Source organism: Kordiimonas lipolytica, assembly GCF_042651265.1.
GTDB lineage: Bacteria > Pseudomonadota > Alphaproteobacteria > Sphingomonadales > Kordiimonadaceae > Kordiimonas > Kordiimonas lipolytica.
This window is the reverse complement of the sequence record NZ_JBHSCR010000007.1, coordinates 98,938-117,462: the sequence shown is the minus strand read 5'-3', so window position 1 is coordinate 117,462 and position 18,525 is coordinate 98,938. Positions and strand designations below refer to the sequence as shown.

13 protein-coding genes are annotated in these 18,525 nt (G+C 56.0%); 6 read left to right on the top strand and 7 right to left on the bottom strand.

Annotated elements, in window-relative coordinates:
• The first annotated feature begins 41 nt into the window (after window positions 1–41).
• A complete protein-coding gene (locus ACFO5Q_RS10575) occupies window positions 42–2,567 on the top strand; it encodes a penicillin-binding protein 1A (protein ID WP_068145763.1) in 2,526 nt (841 codons plus the stop codon).
• Between the two features lie 42 nt (window positions 2,568–2,609).
• Window positions 2,610–3,738, top strand: a protein-coding gene (gene prfB / locus ACFO5Q_RS10570; protein ID WP_156431907.1) for a peptide chain release factor 2 whose coding sequence is annotated in 2 segments (ribosomal slippage) — window positions 2,610–2,678 and window positions 2,680–3,738 — 1,128 coding nt in all. Because the reading frame shifts where the segments join, the coding sequence is not laid out codon by codon here.
• 75 nt (window positions 3,739–3,813) lie between these two features.
• On the opposite strand, the gene ACFO5Q_RS10565 is transcribed toward prfB, so the two are convergent.
• The 5 genes from ACFO5Q_RS10565 to ACFO5Q_RS10545 form a co-directional block, all read right to left on the bottom strand.
• Window positions 3,814–4,269 (bottom strand): bactofilin family protein, encoded by a 456-nt coding sequence (locus tag ACFO5Q_RS10565; protein ID WP_068145768.1) that lies wholly within the window; start codon window positions 4,267–4,269, stop codon window positions 3,814–3,816.
• Complete coding sequence (locus ACFO5Q_RS10560) at window positions 4,247–5,506, bottom strand: M23 family metallopeptidase (protein WP_068145770.1); 1,260 nt, start codon at window positions 5,504–5,506, stop codon at window positions 4,247–4,249. Before ACFO5Q_RS10560 ends, ACFO5Q_RS10565 begins: the two co-directional genes overlap by 23 nt.
• A 137-nt stretch (window positions 5,507–5,643) precedes the next feature.
• Window positions 5,644–6,471 (bottom strand): ferritin-like domain-containing protein, encoded by an 828-nt coding sequence (locus ACFO5Q_RS10555; RefSeq protein WP_068145772.1) that lies wholly within the window; start codon window positions 6,469–6,471, stop codon window positions 5,644–5,646.
• Window positions 6,472–6,479: 8 nt separating this feature from the next.
• Entirely contained in the window at window positions 6,480–6,944 is a 465-nt protein-coding gene (gene bcp / locus ACFO5Q_RS10550) for a thioredoxin-dependent thiol peroxidase (RefSeq protein WP_068145775.1), read from the bottom strand.
• Window positions 6,945–6,977: 33 nt separating this feature from the next.
• A complete protein-coding gene (locus tag ACFO5Q_RS10545; RefSeq protein WP_197420979.1) occupies window positions 6,978–9,833 on the bottom strand; it encodes a bifunctional [glutamine synthetase] adenylyltransferase/[glutamine synthetase]-adenylyl-L-tyrosine phosphorylase in 2,856 nt (951 codons plus the stop codon).
• Between the two features lie 170 nt (window positions 9,834–10,003).
• On the opposite strand from ACFO5Q_RS10545, the gene ACFO5Q_RS10540 reads away from it, so the two are divergent.
• Window positions 10,004–13,303 (top strand): YhdP family protein, encoded by a 3,300-nt coding sequence (locus ACFO5Q_RS10540; RefSeq protein ID WP_156431908.1) that lies wholly within the window; start codon window positions 10,004–10,006, stop codon window positions 13,301–13,303.
• A gap of 84 nt (window positions 13,304–13,387) precedes the next feature.
• Here the strand turns inward: ACFO5Q_RS10540 and tyrS are convergent, their stop codons facing one another.
• Window positions 13,388–14,638 carry a tyrosine--tRNA ligase gene (gene tyrS, locus ACFO5Q_RS10535; protein WP_068145785.1) on the bottom strand — a complete coding sequence of 417 codons (1,251 nt, stop codon included), beginning with the start codon at window positions 14,636–14,638 and terminating at the stop codon, window positions 13,388–13,390.
• Window positions 14,639–14,760: 122 nt separating this feature from the next.
• On the opposite strand from tyrS, the gene ACFO5Q_RS10530 reads away from it, so the two are divergent.
• Window positions 14,761–15,921 (top strand): anhydro-N-acetylmuramic acid kinase, encoded by a 1,161-nt coding sequence (locus ACFO5Q_RS10530; protein WP_068145788.1) that lies wholly within the window; start codon window positions 14,761–14,763, stop codon window positions 15,919–15,921.
• Between the two features lie 77 nt (window positions 15,922–15,998).
• Complete coding sequence (locus ACFO5Q_RS10525; protein ID WP_068145791.1) at window positions 15,999–16,580, top strand: PAS domain-containing protein; 582 nt, start codon at window positions 15,999–16,001, stop codon at window positions 16,578–16,580.
• A 5-nt stretch (window positions 16,581–16,585) separates the two neighbouring features.
• Here ACFO5Q_RS10525 and ACFO5Q_RS10520 read toward each other — a convergent pair whose 3' ends face one another.
• Complete coding sequence (locus tag ACFO5Q_RS10520) at window positions 16,586–17,233, bottom strand: alpha/beta hydrolase (protein ID WP_068145794.1); 648 nt, start codon at window positions 17,231–17,233, stop codon at window positions 16,586–16,588.
• Between the two features lie 169 nt (window positions 17,234–17,402).
• Here ACFO5Q_RS10520 and ACFO5Q_RS10515 point away from each other — a divergent pair, with 169 nt between their 5' ends.
• The gene (locus tag ACFO5Q_RS10515; protein ID WP_068145797.1) at window positions 17,403–18,521 is read left to right on the top strand and encodes a cysteine desulfurase family protein; all 1,119 of its coding nucleotides are present in this window, start codon (window positions 17,403–17,405) and stop codon (window positions 18,519–18,521) included.
• Window positions 18,522–18,525: the final 4 nt, after the last annotated feature.

Genomic DNA, 18,525 nt, shown 5'->3' with positions numbered 1-18,525 from the left:
TTTTTGCATTTTACCCGCGCTATGTGGGCGTTTGAGATACTATGGCTGACACAGACAACAATCAGAAAGACACGACAGAGAAAGTCGCACAAAAGGCCAAGAAGCCTTTGTGGCGGCGGTTACTGAAGTACGGCCTGATTTTGGGCGCTGTTGGTACGGTTTCTGTTGGTATCCTGATCGTTTGGGCGATCATCTATTACGGTCGTGACCTGCCGGATTATCGTCAGCTTGCGCAATATGAGCCTGCTGTGGTCACCCGGGTGCATGCGGGCGACGGTAGCCTGCTGACCGAATATGCGCGCAAGCCGCGCGTGTTCGTGCCGATCAATGCGGTACCCGACCAACTGATCCACGCTTTCATGTCCGCCGAAGACAAAAACTTCTACGAACACAATGGCCTTGATTACATGGGCATGGTGCGGGGCAACATTAGAAACGTGCTGAATGTGATCAAGGGTAGGCCGCTGCAGGGCGGATCGACCATCACCCAGCAGGTTGCACGGACATTCCTTCTGACGCTTGACCAGAAGCTGGACCGTAAAATCAAGGAAATGATCCTGACGCTGAGGATCGAACGGGCCTTCTCAAAGGACCATATCCTTGAGCTTTATTTGAACGAGATCAACTTCGGCAACCGGTCCTACGGTGTTGCCGCAGCGGCGCAAAACTATTTCAACAAGGCGCTTAATGAGCTGACGATTGCCGAGATGGCCTATCTCGCGGCATTGCCGAAGGCACCACACAATTACCACCCTGTGCGCCACAAGGGACGTGCTGTGGGGCGGCGGAACTGGGTTCTGTCGCGCATGCTGGACCTTGGCTACATAACGGATGATGAATACAAGCAAGCGATCGCCGAAGACCTTGTGATGGCGACTGAAACCGACCAAGCCCGGTTTGAAGCCGCACACTTCGAAGAAGAAGTGCGCCGCCGGGTCGGGCGCATGTATGGCACCAAGCAGCTTTATGAAGGCGGTTTGTCTGTGCGTACGTCGCTCGAGCCTCGCCTGCAGGCGATTGCCGAGCGGACGCTGAGGGATGGCCTTGTGGCCTATGACCGCCGGCATGGCTGGCGCGGGGCTATTGGCAAGATCGTGGTCGACAATAATTGGCGGGACTCGCTCAAGGAAATCAAACGGCCCCTCGGCTATCAGGAATGGCAGCTTGCAGCAGTCCATGAAGTGCGGGCAGACGGTGCAATCATCGGCCTAAAGGACGGTAGCTACGGCTTTATCCATCTGGATGAAATCAAATGGGCTCGACCCTGGCGTGAAGGTGAGCGGCTAGGCCCGAAGATCACCGACCCGGCACAGGTGCTGGCGGTTGGCAGCGTGGTTGCTGTGGAGCGCATTTATACCGACGAATATGAAATCACGGGCTTCCTTGATGAAAAGGGACAACCGCTGGGGCCTGTGACGCGGTATGGCCTCAGGCAGATACCCGAAATTGAAGGCGCGCTGGTGGCGATGGACCCGCATACCGGGCGTGTTCTGGCCATGGTAGGCGGCTTTGACTATGACGCAAGTCAGTATAACCGCGCGGTTCAGGCCGAGCGCCAACCAGGCTCTGCCTTCAAACCCTTTGTTTATGCTGCCGCACTCGATAACGGCTTCACGCCCGCGAGCCTGGTGCTCGACGCACCTTTTGTGATCGACCAGGGTGAAGGGCAGGGCAAGTGGAAGCCGCGGAACAGTTCCAACAAGTTCTATGGACCCAGCACGCTTCGGTTCGGCATTGAGAAATCCAAGAACCTGATGACAATCCGGCTGGCCCAGCACCTGGGCATGCCCACGGTGCTGAAATATGCCGAGAAGTTCGGTATCGGAGAGAAAATGGAGCCGACGCTTGCGTCCTCGCTTGGGGCGTCTGAGGTGACGCTTCTTGAGCTCACGGGCGCGTATAGCATGCTGGTGAACGGCGGTAAGCAGATCAAGCCATCCCTGATAGACCGAATCCAGGATCGGCGCGGCCGTACCATCTACAAGCATGATGAACGTGACTGCGTTGAATGCACCATCCGCTGGGACCAGACGACGCTTGAGCCCGAGATTCCTGACGACCGCGAGCAGGTGTTGGACCCGCAGACTGCCTATCAAATGGTGTCCATGTTGGAAGGCGTTGTGCAAAATGGTACGGGGCGGAAGATTCGCGTTCTTGGTAAACCGCTTGCGGGCAAAACCGGTACAACGAATGATGCTACCGATGCCTGGTTCGTTGGTTTTTCAGCCGATCTCGCCGTTGGTGTGTTCACCGGGTTTGACCGCCCACGGTCCCTTGGACAGTATGAAGAGGGCTCCAGCGTGGCTGTGCCTATCTTCCGTGATTTCATGCGAGACGCGCTCAAAGGTGAGCCCGGTGTGCCGTTCCGGATGCCTTCCGGTATCCGTCTGGTGCGCGTCAATGCCAAAACCGGCCAGCCTGCTACCCTCGAAGACGAAGATGTGATCCTGGAAGCCTTCAAGCCGGGGACCGAACCCCGTGTTGGCCAATATGCAGTACTTGACGGCTCGCTTGAAACCGGTAAAACCAAAAGCACAATTCGTAAGGGTACCGGCGGTATCTACTGATCCGGTTCACCCTGAGCAAATTAAGTAACGAAGGAAGTATTTATGCGTGCGGAAGCTCAGGCAACCGTCGACCAACTCCAGCAGTCAATGGCACTGCTGAGGAGGCATCTTTGACTGGGATCAGGCTTTACTCAGGCTTGAGGAGCTGAACGCTCTCGCTGAAGACCCTGATCTTTGGAACGACCCTCAAAATGCACAGAAATTGATGCGCGAGCGGACCAAGCTTGATGACGCCATCAAGGCTGTGCAGGGCATTGAGACTGATCTCGCGGACACGCTTGAAATCCTGGAACTCTCTGAGATGGAGGGCGACGAGGATATGGCAGCCGAAGCCGAAGAGCAGATCAAGGGCTTGGCCGAAAAGGCCAAGGACGCCGAACTGAAGGCGCTGCTGTCCGGCGAGGCAGACGGCAACGACACCTACGTTGAAATCCATTCGGGCGCCGGCGGCACGGAAAGCCAGGACTGGGCATCTATGCTGCACCGCATGTATATGCGCTGGGCTGAAAAGCGCGGGTTCAAGGTTGAAACCGTTCAATATATGCCGGGCGAAGAAGCCGGCATCAAGTCGGCGACCATCCAGGTGAAGGGCGAGGATGCTTATGGCTGGCTGAAGACCGAATCCGGCGTTCACCGCCTGGTGCGGATTTCGCCTTATGACAGCAACGCGCGGCGCCACACCAGTTTTGCATCGGTCTGGGTCTATCCTGTGATCGACGACAGTATCGAAATCGATATTAACGAGAGCGATCTGAAGGTTGATACTTACCGGGCGTCTGGCGCGGGCGGGCAGCATGTGAACACCACAGATAGTGCAGTGCGGATCACGCACCAACCATCCGGCATTGTGGTGCAGTGCCAAGCAGAGCGGTCGCAGCACAAAAACCGGGCAGCTGCCATGAGCATGCTGAAAGCCCGCCTTTATGAGGCAGAGCTGAGGCGCCGTGAAGAAGAAGCCAATGCGGTTAATGCGACCAAAACAGAGATCGGGTGGGGTCACCAGATCCGGTCCTATGTGATGCAGCCTTATCAGATGGTGAAAGACCTGCGTACAGGCGAGGAATCTGGCCAGCCTGATAAGGTGCTGGACGGAGACCTTGATCGCTTCATGGCGGCAGCGCTTGCGGCACGGGTGCACGGGACAGACGCGGAAGTCTCCGACATCGATTGATTATTCGGTTACACCTAAACCAAAAAAGAAAAGGCGCCCAGTGAGGCGCCTTTTTTAAACGATCAGATAGCCAGCTTATTCAGCGGCTGGCTTTGCCTTTACGAAAGACGGTGTCTCTGCCGTCTCATCCTTGGCTGTAGTTCCTGCTACTGCTGACTTGCCCTCAGACGGGTTGGACGAATGCGCGAACCGGCCTGTCAGCTTGGCGCCTGCTTCAACGGACAGGCTTTCGTGGATCACGTCGCCTTCGACAATGGCGGTCTTCTCAAGACGTACGGACCGGGCGCGAATTTCACCCTTCACTGTGCCGCGAATGGTGACGCTGTCGGCAGAGATGGTGCCTTTAACCGCACCGGTTTCGCCCATAACAAGGCCGCCACACGAAACATCGCCTGTAATATGGCCGTCGAGCTGCAGTTCGCCACCTGTGCGAACATTACCATCGATCTGGACGTCTGAAGCAATGAGGGAAGGGGGGGTCGCTGCGCCCGAGCGGGGCGTCGGCGTGCTATTGCTGACTGGTTTCTTCATTTCTTCCTTGGATTTCGAGAACATCATTTGCTGCTTTCATAAAAGGCATTGGATCGCGTACTTCGCCATCGAACCAGATTTCATAATGAAGGTGGGTGCCTGTAACCCTTCCGGTTTTTCCCATGTCGCCGACGCGTTGTCCTAAAGTTACCTCATCTCCCTTTTTGACCCGTACCTTGCGCATGTGGCCGTAACGTGTCCTGAAGCCGTTGCCGTGGTCTATTTCAACCATGTTGCCGTACGGGCCAAACCAGCCGGCATGAACAACGGTTCCTGGACCCGTCGCGTTAATCGCAGTGCCTGGCCATCCAGCCAGATCAAGTCCATAGTGGCTGGCCCAGGTCTTTTTAAGCGGGTCTTTACGTCGACCAAACTTGCTGGAGAGGTAATATTTCTCCGCTGGCTGGCCGACGGGCACACTATTGAGCACCATTGTGACCATCTCAAGGCGTTGGCGTGTATTGATCAGTTGCAGGAAGGTGTCGTGGTCGTTTTCATCGAAAACAGGCTGAAAATCCTGCTCAGGTACAAAAGGGCCGCCCATGGCAGTAACCATGGTCTCAGCCTTTTGAAGAAGCTGTTCATTGTCGAGCTTGGTGGGTTCAAGCACCTGGTCAATCTTGGCAATCTGCGCTTCGGCATCGCTCAGGAGAGCGTGCGCCAGATACTGCTGCCGGTGTTGCATCTGCTCAAGCCGCGCAAGAAGATTCTTGCGGCGATCTGTGTTTGAAAGGATCGCAGCCTGTGCGGTACCTGCGCCAAGAATTTCGGCGAGAAAGCTTGGTTTTTCGCCAATTGTCATTGACGTGTTGGGAGCTGGCGCTTTATCGCTGGTCGCCGCTTCTGGTTCAGCATTCACAGGCCTAGGCGCGCTATTTCCGTCAACACCAACCATTTCTTCCAGCAAACGCTGACGGGTCTCAAGCTGCTCTGCCTTACGCTCCACTTCCATCTCAAGCGCGGAAAAGTCGTTTGAAAGCGATTCATACTGCGCAGACATGGTGGTAATGGTGCGGTTTTTGGCTTCAAGCACCTGGTCGCGTGTCAGATAATGATAGGAGGTCACAAGCCCCCAACCAAGCGCAACTAGTACGGCCGATGAGGTCGCCATCTGGAAATTGCTGGAAAAGGTTACAAAGCGAACGCGGCCTTCGCTGCGCAAAAACAGCTGGCGCTCCGGAAAATATTTTTGCCGGAAGATCTGGAATTTCTCTAATAAAGTCAGATCGTTACTCAAAAACCATCCACGCAGTGCGTGTCCTCACCCTGTTGGTCCCTGCTCGAAAGCCATTCCTCTATATAGGCATGCGTCAAGCTAATAAAGGTATAATTTATAGTAGTTTTTTGCCATTCCACCGAATTTCGGGCAATTGGTCAAGCCTCTTGTCCATCCGATAGAAGATCCGCGAGTGGCTCGTAGAAGGAGCAGGGCATCCCGGCCCGGTTGCGGGCGGGCTTGTTGAACGGTGGCTTCAGGCTGCCGTTGAAATACTCGGTTACCAGTTCCTGAAACCATGCCTTGTCGTCAAGTCCACCTTGTTTGGCAAGATGCTTGAACCAGCGGGTTCCTGCGCTGACGTGCCCGATTTCTTCTTCGTAAATGGTCTGCAGTACATCGGCAGACACGTCGTCGCCGCTGCGCTTGAACTGCTCGATCATTTTCGGGGTGACATCAAGGCCGCGGGCCTCAAGCACCATAGGAACAATGGCAAGGCGCGCGGGCAGGCTGTCCTTGGTGTCCATGGCGGACTGCCATAAGCCGTCATGGGCCGGCAGGTCGCCATAGTAGCAATCAAGTGCCTTCAGGCGGGCGCTGACCAGCGCAAAATGGCGTGCTTCATCGTCACCCACTTGGACCCAGTCGTCCGTGAATGCCTTGGGCATCAGGTCGCCGAAGCGTGCCACAAGGTCAAACGCCAGATCAATCGCGTTCAGTTCAATGTGGGCAATGGCATGAAGAAGTGCGCGGCGGTTGCCCTCTGTACCGCCTTTGCGCCTTTTTGGCATGTCCGCTGGCATCATCAGCACAGGCTTGTCCGGGCGCGCGGGGCGCAGGGGAGGCTGGGTGGTGAACTTGAGTGGAAGTGTGCCGCTCCGCCACTTGGCTGCAGCAAGGCGGGCCGTCTCGGCTTTTTCCCTCGGCCTAGCGGTGTTAAGCACGGCGACAGCGGCTTCACTAATATTTTTCCAGTCGTTGGACATCGGCTATATTAGATTGCTTTCACGGCTTCAAGAACGGCTTCAGCATGGCCTTTAACCTTCACCTTGTGCCATACTTCGCGGATCGTGCCTTCACCATCGATCAGGAAGGTGGCGCGTTCGATACCCATATATTCGCGGCCATACAATTTTTTCTGAACCCAGACACCATAATCTTCGATGGTTTTGCCTTCTTCGTCTGATACAAGGCGAACCTTCAGCTCTGATTTGGCGATGAAGTTGTCATGGCGGCGTACGCTGTCTTTCGACATGCCGAGAACCACGGCGCCAGCAGCCTCAAAGTCGCTGATCAATGCAGAAAAATCCTTGGCTTCTGTGGTGCAGCCGGGCGTGCTGTCTTTCGGATAAAAATACAGAACCACCTTTTTGCCCTTGAAGTCGCTCAGCGAAAGGGTCTCGCCGCCATCAGCGGGCAGGGAAAAGGCAGGGGCTTTATCGCCAACGTCAACACTCACGTCTTGTCCTCCGTTTATGGTCTTTGGCCTTGATCATCCCTGATCGGTGGCCGGTAGGGCGTTTGCAGGTTCCTCTATCATAGTTTGGAACAGGCTGTATATGTCTGATTGCCTACGTATCAGCTCAGCCTTTAGATCGTTGAAACTTGACGCGCCTGTCGCGCGGCAAAGCGTGGTTCGAAGCGCCCTTGGTATCGCTTCATCTGCTGAGGGACTGCCCCCCAGGCAAAGGCGAAGCAGGCTCTGGACCTGTTGCATATATTCGTGCCCACCGTGGAGCCTGTCAGCCTGTTCCTTGGTCAGGGCGCCTGATGCGGCAAGACGGCTGATACTTTCGTCAAGTTGCGGGTGGAATATCTCTTTTGCCCGGTTGCCTTCGCGTAGCATCAGATATTGGCAGATGAATTCCATGTCCACGAGCCCGCCACGGGTGTGTTTGATGGCCCACGGGTTGGCTGTGCCGAACTGATCGAACAGTTTGCCGCGCATGTCATTGACGGCGCGCAAGAGCTCATCTGCGTCCCGCGGTGCGGTCAGCACGGATATGATGGTGTCAATAAGCGGTTGGCGCATGCTGTCTGGCGCCAGAATGACACGTGCGCGGGTGAGGGCCATATGTTCCCAGGCCCAGGCGGCGCCGGTGTAATAGTCTGCGAAGGTCTTGAGAGTGACCACCAGAGGCCCTTGGCTACCGGATGGCCTGAGGCGCGTATCCACTTCATAAAGCCGACCTTCGGGCGTCAAGGCCGTGATCGCTGTGATGATATGTTGCCCCAGGCGGGAAAAATACTGGCTTGGCATCAGGGGTTTGTCGCCGTCAGACATGCTGTCCATGTCTGGCACATGATAAAGGAACACCACATCAAGGTCTGATGTATGGGTCAGCTCGCCGCCACCATATTTGCCCATGGCAACAATCGATATGCCGCCGTCCTCGAACCGACCGTGCTTGGCGGCGAATTCTTCCTCCACCCGTTTGGTCAGGGCTTTCAGCGTGATATCAGCAAGGCGGGTCTGAGCCTCGCCGCTTTCCCGAACGCTGGCAAGCGATTCCAGAAGCTGCACACCAATGCGGAAGCGGTGTTCAGCCACAAAGCGGCGCACGATATCAAGGATATCCTGATAGTCGTGCGCGCTATCAAGTAGTTCCTCAAGCTTTTCCCTCAGTTCCTCCTCGCTTTCCAACGGTGCGTAAAAGCCGGGCTCCAGCACGGCGTCCCACAGGTCCGGTTTCTTGCCAAGGGCTTCGGCAAGGGCGGGCGCTAGGCCCATCACCCGTGCCAAAAGCTGAAATAGAGTAGGGTTGGACTGTAGAAGTGAGAAAAGTTGAACACCAGCAGGCAGTTGGGAGATGAACCTATCAAATCGCGTTAAGGCACTTCCAGCGTTTTCCGTACCGGAAAAGGCATCAAGAAGCCCAGGCAGTATCTGTTCCAGCAAGCGTTTGGCGCGTTCCGTCCTCAGTGCCCGGTGTCGGCCGCGGCGCCAGCCTTCAATGACGGCGGCTGAATTTTCTGGGTCATCGAAACCCAGCCTTTCAAGTGTTGCAGGCAGGTCGCCTTCCGAATAGCCGTCGCTCCTTACTGTGTCGTCCTCCGGCAGCAGGGCGTCATAAATGGTGCTGATCGCCTTGGTGTGTTCCATGACGGCGGCCTTGAAGCTGGCTTCATCAGGGTACCCCATGAAGGATACCAGGCAGTCGAACCGATTATCGTCGTCTGGGATATCGTGGGTCTGTTCGTCATTCATCATCTGAATGCGGTGTTCAAGGGTGCGCAGGAACCGGTACCCGTTTGACAAGGTCTTGTGGATCTTGCCGTCAACGATCTGGTCCATCGCCAGCATATCCAGGGCATCAAGCGTGCCCCTGAGCCGGAGCGCGGGGTGCCGGCCAGCGTGCAGTAACTGGTTGATCTGGGTGAAGAATTCAATTTCCCGAATGCCGCCATAGCCGAGCTTAACATTATAGCCCCGGAAGGCCGATTGGGTCTGGCCGTAGTGGCGATTGATCTGGTTCTTGATCGCTGCAATGTCATTGAGGGCCGCGAAATCCATGTTCCGGCGCCAGATCCAGCGTGCCATGGTCTCCAGATAGGCATTGCCGGAAGTCTGGTCGCCTGCAACCACGCGTGCCTTGATCATGGCAGACCGTTCCCAGTTTACGGCCATGGAATGGTAATAGGTTTCGGCGGCTTCAACGGACAGTGCGACCGGTGTTGCGCCCGGGTCAGGCCTGAGGCGTAGGTCTGTACGGAACACATAACCGTGCATCGTGCGGGTTTCCATGATTTGCATCAGTTCCTGCGTCAGCCGGATGAAGCATTGCTTCAGCGTTTTGTTGCCGGTGTAGTGGACCCTTTCGGCGTCATAGAGTGCGATCAGGTCGATGTCAGAAGAATAGTTGAGCTCAAAGGCGCCCAGCTTTCCCATCCCAAGAATGAAGTAGCCGCAATTTTGCGCCAACTTTGGGCTGACGGGCTGCACGTTGCCATTTGGCCAAGCCAGTTCGCCTACTTTCATGCGGGCATGCAAAAGGTGGGCGAGCGAGATTTCAAGTGCAGCATCGGCGAAGCGGCTGAGGGCAGCGGTGACTTGTTCAAGGCTCCACCATCCGGCGACGTCTGCTGCCGCGGTAAGGAACGCTGCGGCACTTTTGCTTTCACGCAGGAAGGCCATAAGGTCTGGTGTTTTCTCGCCTTCCGGTCGCTCCGCTTTGAGGTCCGCCAGAATGGCTTCAAAATGCGCGTCCGGTTCCCCTTTAAGAAAATCTGCCGCGAGTCTGGGTCTGCGGCGAGCAATGCTTGAGAGAAAGCTACTGTGTCCAAAAAGCGCGTTCGCCAGTGCACGGGCGTCTTCGTTTGTTTTGAGCGCAGAATCAGTATCAATCAAAGCTGCCCAAATTTCGTCAGCTTTATCCTGATAATAAGCTTTCGGTAGTGTATGTGTCGGATGTGACATACAGAAGGGCCAACTTTCTGAATTTTTGTTTGCGGACAGACACGAGTGTTCATACCTTGCCTACTCAAATCAAGGGCAATTAAGGCGATCGGACGTCATCTTTGAAAAAGACTTTGGGTTTCATGGGTAGAACCGGCGTGTGGCTTGCTACAGCATCTGTGCTGCTGGCATGCCTTTTGTTTGCGCGCCTTTTGTTTGCTCCCATCGATCTTGGCATCGCCCGCGAGGAACTGATCGAACAAGCCGAAGGCTTCCTGCCCGGCTGGCAGATAGAGTTCGACCAGACGGAAGTTGGGTGGGACTGGCGTAGTGTACGTCCCTGGATATCAATCACCAACCTGCGGCTGACGGATAGGGCCAACCGCATGACTACCCGCGTGCCGCGCGCCCGGGTAGGCGTGACCTTTTCAAGCATTCTTGGCGATGTCGGCCTGTCCTCTGTTGAACTTGAAGCACCGAATGTGCTGATAACAGACCTTGCAGGCTTTTCTGACGCCACTGGGAACGGGTCATTTGCCGACTTGTTCGGCGAAAGCGGCTTCCCAAAACCCGCGGTTTTCCGCCCGGTGACAGAAGCTTTCAGTCGGTTTGCCCGGCGGCTGATGGACCAGGCCCCCGATTTGGACAGTATTATTCTTACCAGTTCCGTCGTTGAGATTGTACGAGGCGAGGAATTCCAGAATGCCCGGTTTTCAGTGCCGCGCCTTGAACTGGCATCAGCAGATGACAAGCTGACACTTGCTGCGCTTGCGGATGTGGTTCTGGGCAACAGGCCGGTGCAGCTTCAGCTTCAGGGAGAGGCAGAGCCGGACGTTGGGGAACTATCTGTCTCTGTGGCATTCAGTCAGATGAAACCAAGTGACCTTAGCTTCCAGGCGACCATGCCGGAAGTGGTTACGTATCTGGATTTCCCGGTAACGCTGGGGCTGGACTTCGAACTGGCTTCGAATGTGGGCCTGAGATCAGCGCGGTTCCATGTCGGAATTGATGAAGGCCTAATCAGTCATCCGGTGCGTTTTCCTGACCCGGCGCCGATCAGCTTTGGCGCGATTGATGGTTACTACGTCGCCTCTGAAGACATGATTGTTGTTGAAGAGCTTTCCTTGCAGGCGGGTGAACGGGAGATAACGGGTAGCGGCGTTCTGCAGTGGTTCGAGGATGCTGATGAACCGAGCGTCAAGTTTCTATTTGAAACGCAGGCCGCGACAATCGCCGAAGTCAAGCGCTATTGGCCGATCGCGACCTATCCGGACGGCAGCCCGAGGGGCGCCCGCGTGTGGGTTGACGACAATATGATCAAGGGGCTTGCACATGACGTGAGCTTCCATGTGGACTGGTCACCAAAAGAAGGCGGTGCCTTTGCCAAAGGCAGTGCTTTCCAGCTGGATTTCGATTTTACAGGTATCGAGACCAGGTACCTGCGGGATATGCCCCCGATTGAGGGTGCTGTGGGCAGCGGCCGCTTGACACATGAAGAGTTTGACATCGCACTGCAAGGTGGATCGGTGCTTGGGATGTCTGTGGCTGGATCGACCGCGCACATGGTCGATATCCATCATCCAGGGGAAGGTATCGGTCGGTTTGATATCAAGCTATCTGGTGCAGTGCCTACGATCATGGACCTGATCTCCTACGATCCGCTTAATGTGCCCCAGAAGATTGACTTTGATCCCGCGCGGGTCGATGGCACGGCCGACGTGGACGTGATAGTGACGCTGCCTCTCGTCAAGGGCGTGCCGAAGGAAGACGTGATCTATACCGTTGAGGCGCAGCTCAGGGAAACATCTGTCGCGGACCTTCTGGGCGGCGAAGGGCTAAGAGAGGGGGCCATGATGCTCCAGCTTGACGGTGACCGACTGTCGCTGGCCGGGGATGGCCGGTTGAATGGCGTACCGATGAGCCTTTACTGGCGGGAAGATTTCGCAGCGGGCAGGGTGAGCGATGATGCCGAAACAACTGAAGTGGTACTCGTTGGCGAGTTTGATGAAAATGATATTCAGGCGTTCGGTATTGATATTTCGGACTTCCTGGCTGGCAAGGCGGTTGGTGAGGCCACATTCATCGGGCGGAATTTCAAGTTCAGCCGGGGCTATTTCACCGCTGATGCCACGGGTGCTGTGTTGAAGGCTTCGCAACTGGCTTGGCAAAAGCCGGCGTCCAGTCCGGCGATGGTAACCGGCACACTAGTGTTCAAAGATGACGGCACTTCGCTGGCGCCCCTGGTAGTTCAGGGAGAGGATGTCGACCTTGTCGCCTCGTTTGATTGGGGCAGTCGCGAAAGCGGCATGATGGATGGTGATTTCACCATCCGGAAAATGGGTAGGCACGAACTAGCCGGTACAGTTGTGCAGCGCCCCAATGTACCAACTCAGGTCAATATTGTGGCTACTGCTTTTGATGCTGGGGTTTTTCTCGAAGGCCTCGACGATGGTCCGGAAAAGCCAAAAGGCACCGCTGAACCCGACGCGGAGAGAGAAGGTAGCGACACAGACATCAAGTTGCTGGCGGACCGGCTTTTGCTGTTGAACGGCGAGACACTGGAGAAGGCTACACTGCAAACGCGGTTCCGCACCGGCGAACCGAAAGAGTTGTCATTTTCCGGATTTGTGCCGGGCACGGAAAAGCAAGTGACGATGACGGTGAGCGAGACTGATGATCCTGCAGGACAGTCTATCACGCTGGCCAGCCCCGATGCTGGGCATATCCTTCGCGGGCTTGGGCTGTTTGCCCACATACGGGACGGCGAACTTAGCATGTCCGGCATGACATCGGGTTGGGGTGATCGGTTGCATATGAAAGGCGAAGCAAAAGTTCGCGATGCTTTGATGGTCTCAAAGGAGAATCTTGGGCCTGGCGTCAAGGAAGGGGTTGTCAGCGGGCTCAACGACTATCTTTCTGATGGGCCTGTGACGCTGGATAAGATTGACGTGCCGTTTGACTATACCAACAGCATATTAGATCTGTCTGGCCTGAAGGCCAACGGCCCGACGATGGGCATGACCATGGAAGGCCAGATTTCCGCGCGGGAAGACAAGATCAACGTGAACGGCGTTTTTGTGCCTGCTTATGGGCTGAACTCGCTTCTTGGCAAAATCCCCATCCTTGGCACGCTGCTGACAGGCGGTGAGGGCAAGGGTGTTTTCGGTGTGTCCTACCGGGTGAAGGGCCAGCTTGAAAACCCTGAGTTCACGATCAACCCAGTATCTGGCATCGCGCCAGGTTTCCTGCGCCTGCTATTTGAGGGCAGGAAGGGTAAGATTTCGGACGTAGAGACACCAGCGCCGCCAGAAGGCGAGGCGCAACCGGCCGGTGGCGGGCCAGGTGAGGAAGCGGCAGAGCCTGAGGCTGAGGAGCCGAGCCCAGTGCCGGAAACGCCACCGTCAGACGAGCCACAGCTTTAGCATCAATAAGAAAGAAGAAACAAAAAAAGCCCCCGCGCATCTATATGGGCGGAGGCTTCTTTGATTTGAGCGCTTGTATTGCTTCTATTCTGCCTTCACAAGCGCGTGGCGCTTCTTGCCGGCGGACAGTTTGATCTGACCATCATTGAGCGCCACAGCCGTGACAGTGTCATCTTCGCTTTCGATTTTGACATCATTCAGCTTGGCGCCGCCCTGTTTGATCAGGCGACGGACTTCGCTTTTCGAACTGCCCAGGCCTGCTTCAATAAACAGATCCACAACATTGTAGCCTGCCTGAAGGGCAGCGGCGGGCACTGAAACAGTCGGCAGATCAGCACCTGCGCCGCCTTTGATAAAGGTTTCACGGGCAGTTGCTTCTGCGGCCCTGGCGGCGTCCTCTCCGCGGCACAGCTTTGTTGCTTCGTTGGCAAGGATCACCTTGGCATCGTTGATCTCAGAGCCGCCCAAAGCTTCAAGACGACGGACTTCGTCCATCGGCAGTTCGGTGAACAGACGCAGGAACTTGCCAACGTCTGCGTCCTGCGTGTTGCGCCAAAACTGCCAGAAGTCATAAGCGGGCAGCTGCTCTTCGTTAAGCCAGATGGCGCCAGAGGCGGTTTTGCCCATCTTCTTGCCGTCTGCCGTTGTAATCAGCGGTGTCGTCAGGCCGAACAGGTGCTTGCCAGCCTTGCGGCGGGCGAGTTCCATTCCGTTGACGATATTGCCCCATTGGTCGGACCCGCCCATCTGCAGCACACAGTCATAGCGGCCTGCCAGTTCCATGAAGTCATAAGCCTGCAGGATCATGTAGTTGAACTCAAGGAACGTCAGTGGCTGTTCGCGCTCAAGGCGAAGCTTCACGCTGTCGAATGTCATCATCCGGTTGATGGTGAAGTGTGGGCCGATCTCGCGCAGGAACGGGATGTAGTGCAGTTCATCCAGCCATTCACCGTTATTGACCATCACGGCATCGCTTGCGCCGTCACCGAATGTCAGCAGCTGGTCAAAGATGGTGCGAATGCCGGCCATATTGTCCTGGATGATCTCTTCGGTCATCAACTGGCGGCTTTCGTCGCGGCCTGATGGGTCGCCGATCTTGGATGTCCCGCCGCCCATCAGAACGATCGGCTTGTGGCCGGTTTTTTGCAGCCAGCGCAGCATCATGATCTGAACGAGACTACCGACATGCAGGCTGCGAGCCGTGCAGTCGAAGCCGATATAAGCTGAAACCGGGCCTTCAGACAGTTTTGCGTCCAATCCTTCCAGGTCGGTTGCCTGGTGGATAAAGTCCCGTTCGGTCAGGACTTGAAGAAATTCCGATTTCAAGTTGGTCATTTATCTGGTCCAAATAGATGGTGTGGCACTAATAAAATTATTTAAGAGCGGGCTGATGTAGCATACGGTGGCGGTAAGGCAAAGCCCCAAGCGGGTGCAAAAGTTCAGGAGACAGGTGTTTTATGTCAGTTTTGGGTGAACCGGGCGAAATCAAATGTGTGATTGGCCTGATGAGCGGGACTTCGATGGACGGCATCGATGCAGCCATGATCTATACAGATGGCGTGCGAATTGAGCGCCTGGGGCCATCCCTGACAATGCCCTATACGCCGGAAATGCGCTCCAAGGTGAAAGAGTGCCTGTCTCTGGCTGCAGGCTGTGCCAGTGCGGAAAACCCGCCCGAAGCCATCAAACAATTGGATGACGACCTTGCGGACTGGCACGCAGAGGCTGTCTTTGAACTTCTGGCTGTCACAGGGCAAACGCCAGATGAGATTGATCTTATCGGATTTCACGGCCAGACGCTGACCCACCGGCCCGACAGGGGCTGGACCTGGCAACTGGGGGACGGTGGCCGTTTGGCGGGCCTGACAGGTATCAAGGTTGTGAATGACTTCCGAACTGCTGATGTCGCGGCCGGCGGCGAAGGCGCGCCGCTGGTGCCGCTTTATCATGCGGCGCTTCTGGCACGCGCGCGGCGCCACAATGTTGTGGCCGTGCTGAATATTGGCGGTGTCGCGAATGTGACATGGGTGCGATTTGGCGCAGAAGGCGGAGACCCCGAGATCATGGCGTTCGACACGGGCCCGGGCAACGCCATGCTGGATGACTGGGCGGAAATCCATACTGGTAAACCGGTGGATACAGACGGCAACCTGGCGGCACGTGGTCTGAGCCATGATGAAGTGGTGATGGGTCTTATGGCATCGCCTTATTTCGATGAGAAACCACCCAAAACACTCGACCGGGATGATTTCAACATTCAGGCAGTCCGCGGCTTGTCCGCAGAAGACGGTGCCGCAACGCTGACAAATTTCGTGGTGGAATCGGTGATCTCTGCGCAGAGTCATTTCCCCAGTCCCCCAGAGGCCTGGTATGTGGCCGGAGGCGGGAGGCACAACCCGACCCTGATGCGACGCCTTCGCAGGCGCATGCCGGTGCTGGTGGACCCGGTGGAAGTGCTGGGCTGGCGGGGTGATGCGCTTGAAGCCGAGGCCTTCGCATTTCTTGCCGCGCGCACGGTGCGCGGATTGGCGCTGAGCCTGCCAAGCACCACAGGATGCAATGAGCCAACCCTTGGGGGCGTTATGCACGAACCCAGAGGGCGGCGGTTGAGGCGCTAGTTAACATTAGTTAACCTTTTTTTGTTATTGGTCTGCTATAAGAACGTCAGTTTCTAATCGGGGGATGGGAGCGTTGCTTGCTGGGTGAAAAAGATTTCCAGAACTTTGTCGCATATTGGCAGTCGCTGGCGGATAGTGCCGGCGATATTCCGTTGCGTTCGGCGATCCAGCTCAAGGATATCCCGAAAGTCGCACCATGCTTCTACCTGTTGCAGTGGCAAGGCCCAGAGGTGATGACGGTCAGGCTTCTTGGAACGGCACTTGATGCCTTCATTCCTGATCTAGGCGTAGGCAGTGATTTCCTTGGCGTTTATCACGGTGAGCAAAAGGATTTCTATACCAAGGCAATGGCCCCGATTTGCTCGCATCCCTGCGGCATGAGCATCACACGTCAGACCACGCTGTCGAATGGTCACAAGGTGGATATACGTGGGGTTGGGCTGCCCGCGCGCGACGAAAATGGCGCAGTAACCTTCCAGCTAGGCCTGACCGATACGCCGGACCGTGATACGCCGCTTGGTTATTCAATTGATCTCCAGCGAAATCATTCCAGGATCGTTGAGTTCGATTATTTTGATATTGGCTATGGTGTCCCCAATGAAAAACCGGCCATTCCGTATGATAACGAAATGGCCGGTTCCTCGACTGGGATGGTCTGAGCGGCTTAGTCGCCGGATGTCAGACGCATGTTCAGATAGTTGTTCACCGATGTCATCAGCTGGTTAAGCTCACTTTCAAAGAAGTGATTGGCCCCCTTGATATTGTCATGATGAATGGTAATGGACTTCTGCGCTTTCAGCTTCTCAACAAGCTTCTGCACTGAAATTGGCGTTACAAGGTCATCCTGGTCAGCCTGGATGATCAGGCCGGACGACGGGCAGGGCGCCAGGAATGAGAAGTCATACAGGTTTGCTGGCGGCGCGACGGAAATGAAGCCCTTGATTTCTGGACGGCGCATCAAAAGCTGCATGCCGATCCAGGCGCCAAAGGAGAAACCGGCAATCCAGGTGCCGGTCGAATTTTCATTCATCGACTGCAGCCAATCCAGCGCGGCTGCCGCGTCGGAAAGCTCGCCGGTACCATTGTCGAATTCGCCCTGACTGCGCCCAACACCGCGGAAATTGAAGCGGAGTGTCGCAAAGCCGCGGTGGGCAAAGGCGTGATACAGATAATAAGTGACCTTATTGTCCATGGTGCCGCCATATTGCGGGTGCGGATGCAGGATCAGCGCTACTGGCGCCGTTTCGGTTTTACCGGGCTGGTATCGGCCTTCAAGGCGGCCAGCTGGTCCACTGAATATGATTTCGGGCATTGACGATCTTTATAAATCTTGTGGTTAATGATGGTTTGTTGGGCACGGGCACCCATCATGTATCCTGATCCCCGTATATAGAGTTTTAGTACCGATTCGCAAGCAATCTCATGCCTTTGGTGAAAAATAGAATTGATCGAGCCCTTTATAGGCCCTATGTGATGGCTCTATGAAGCGCTTAGTTTACCTTGATTATAACGCCACCAGCCCGATCCGGGATGAGGTGATCGACACAGTGACCGCCGCGATGCGCACTGTTGGCAACCCTTCGTCTGTCCATGCGGCGGGTCGGGATGCCCGCGCGCGTGTTGAGGAAGCGCGGACACAGGTAGCGGCAATGGTGAACGCGCGGCCACGGGATGTGGTTTTCACGTCCGGCGGCACGGAAGCCTCGAACACGGTGATTCGGGGCGCGGGGGCCGCATCCATCCTGATTTCTGCGATTGAACATGATTGTGGCTTTGCTGCCGCCAAGGAAAGTGGCCTCCCTGTCTATGTCATTCCGACATCAGATCAGGGTGTGGTTGATATGGGCTCCCTGCAAAGCCTTTTGGCGAAAGCGGAAAAGCCGGCGCTGGTCTCGGTCATGCTTGCGAATAATGAAATGGGCGCGCTGCAGGATGTGGCTGCAATAGCAACTGTTGCCAAGGAGCATGGCGCCCGAATGCATACTGACGCAGTGCAGGCTGCAGGCAAAATATCGCTCGATTTCAAGGCACTGGGTGTCGATTACCTGACGCTGTCTGCTCACAAGCTGGGTGGCCCGCAAGGCGTGGGCGCGATCGTGCTGGGGCCAACGGCACCGCTCAAATCCCTGATCGCGGGGGGCGGGCAGGAACTGTCGCGCCGGTCCGGTACAGAGAATGTCGCCGGTATCGCAGGTTTTGGTACAGGAGCCATGGAAGCCATGGTCGGCCTTGGGGATATGGACCGCATCAAAGGACTTCGTGACAGGCTCGAAAGCGAGATACGGGCAATTGCGAACGATGTGATTGTCGTCGGCAGCGGGGCAGAGAGAATTGCCAACACCAGCTGCCTGATCATGCCGGGCGTAAAGGGCGAAACACAGGTCATGCATTTTGACCTCAATGGCATTTGTGTGTCATCTGGTTCTGCCTGTTCATCAGGCAAGGTGAAGGTCTCGCATGTGTTGACGGCGATGGGGTTTGCGCCCGAGCAGGCCGAATGCTCGATCCGGGTGTCGCTCGGCTACCAAACCACAGAGGCCGATGTCGACGCATTTGTTGCGGCCTGGAAATCCATCTATAGTCGCACGCGGGCAAGATAAGCGC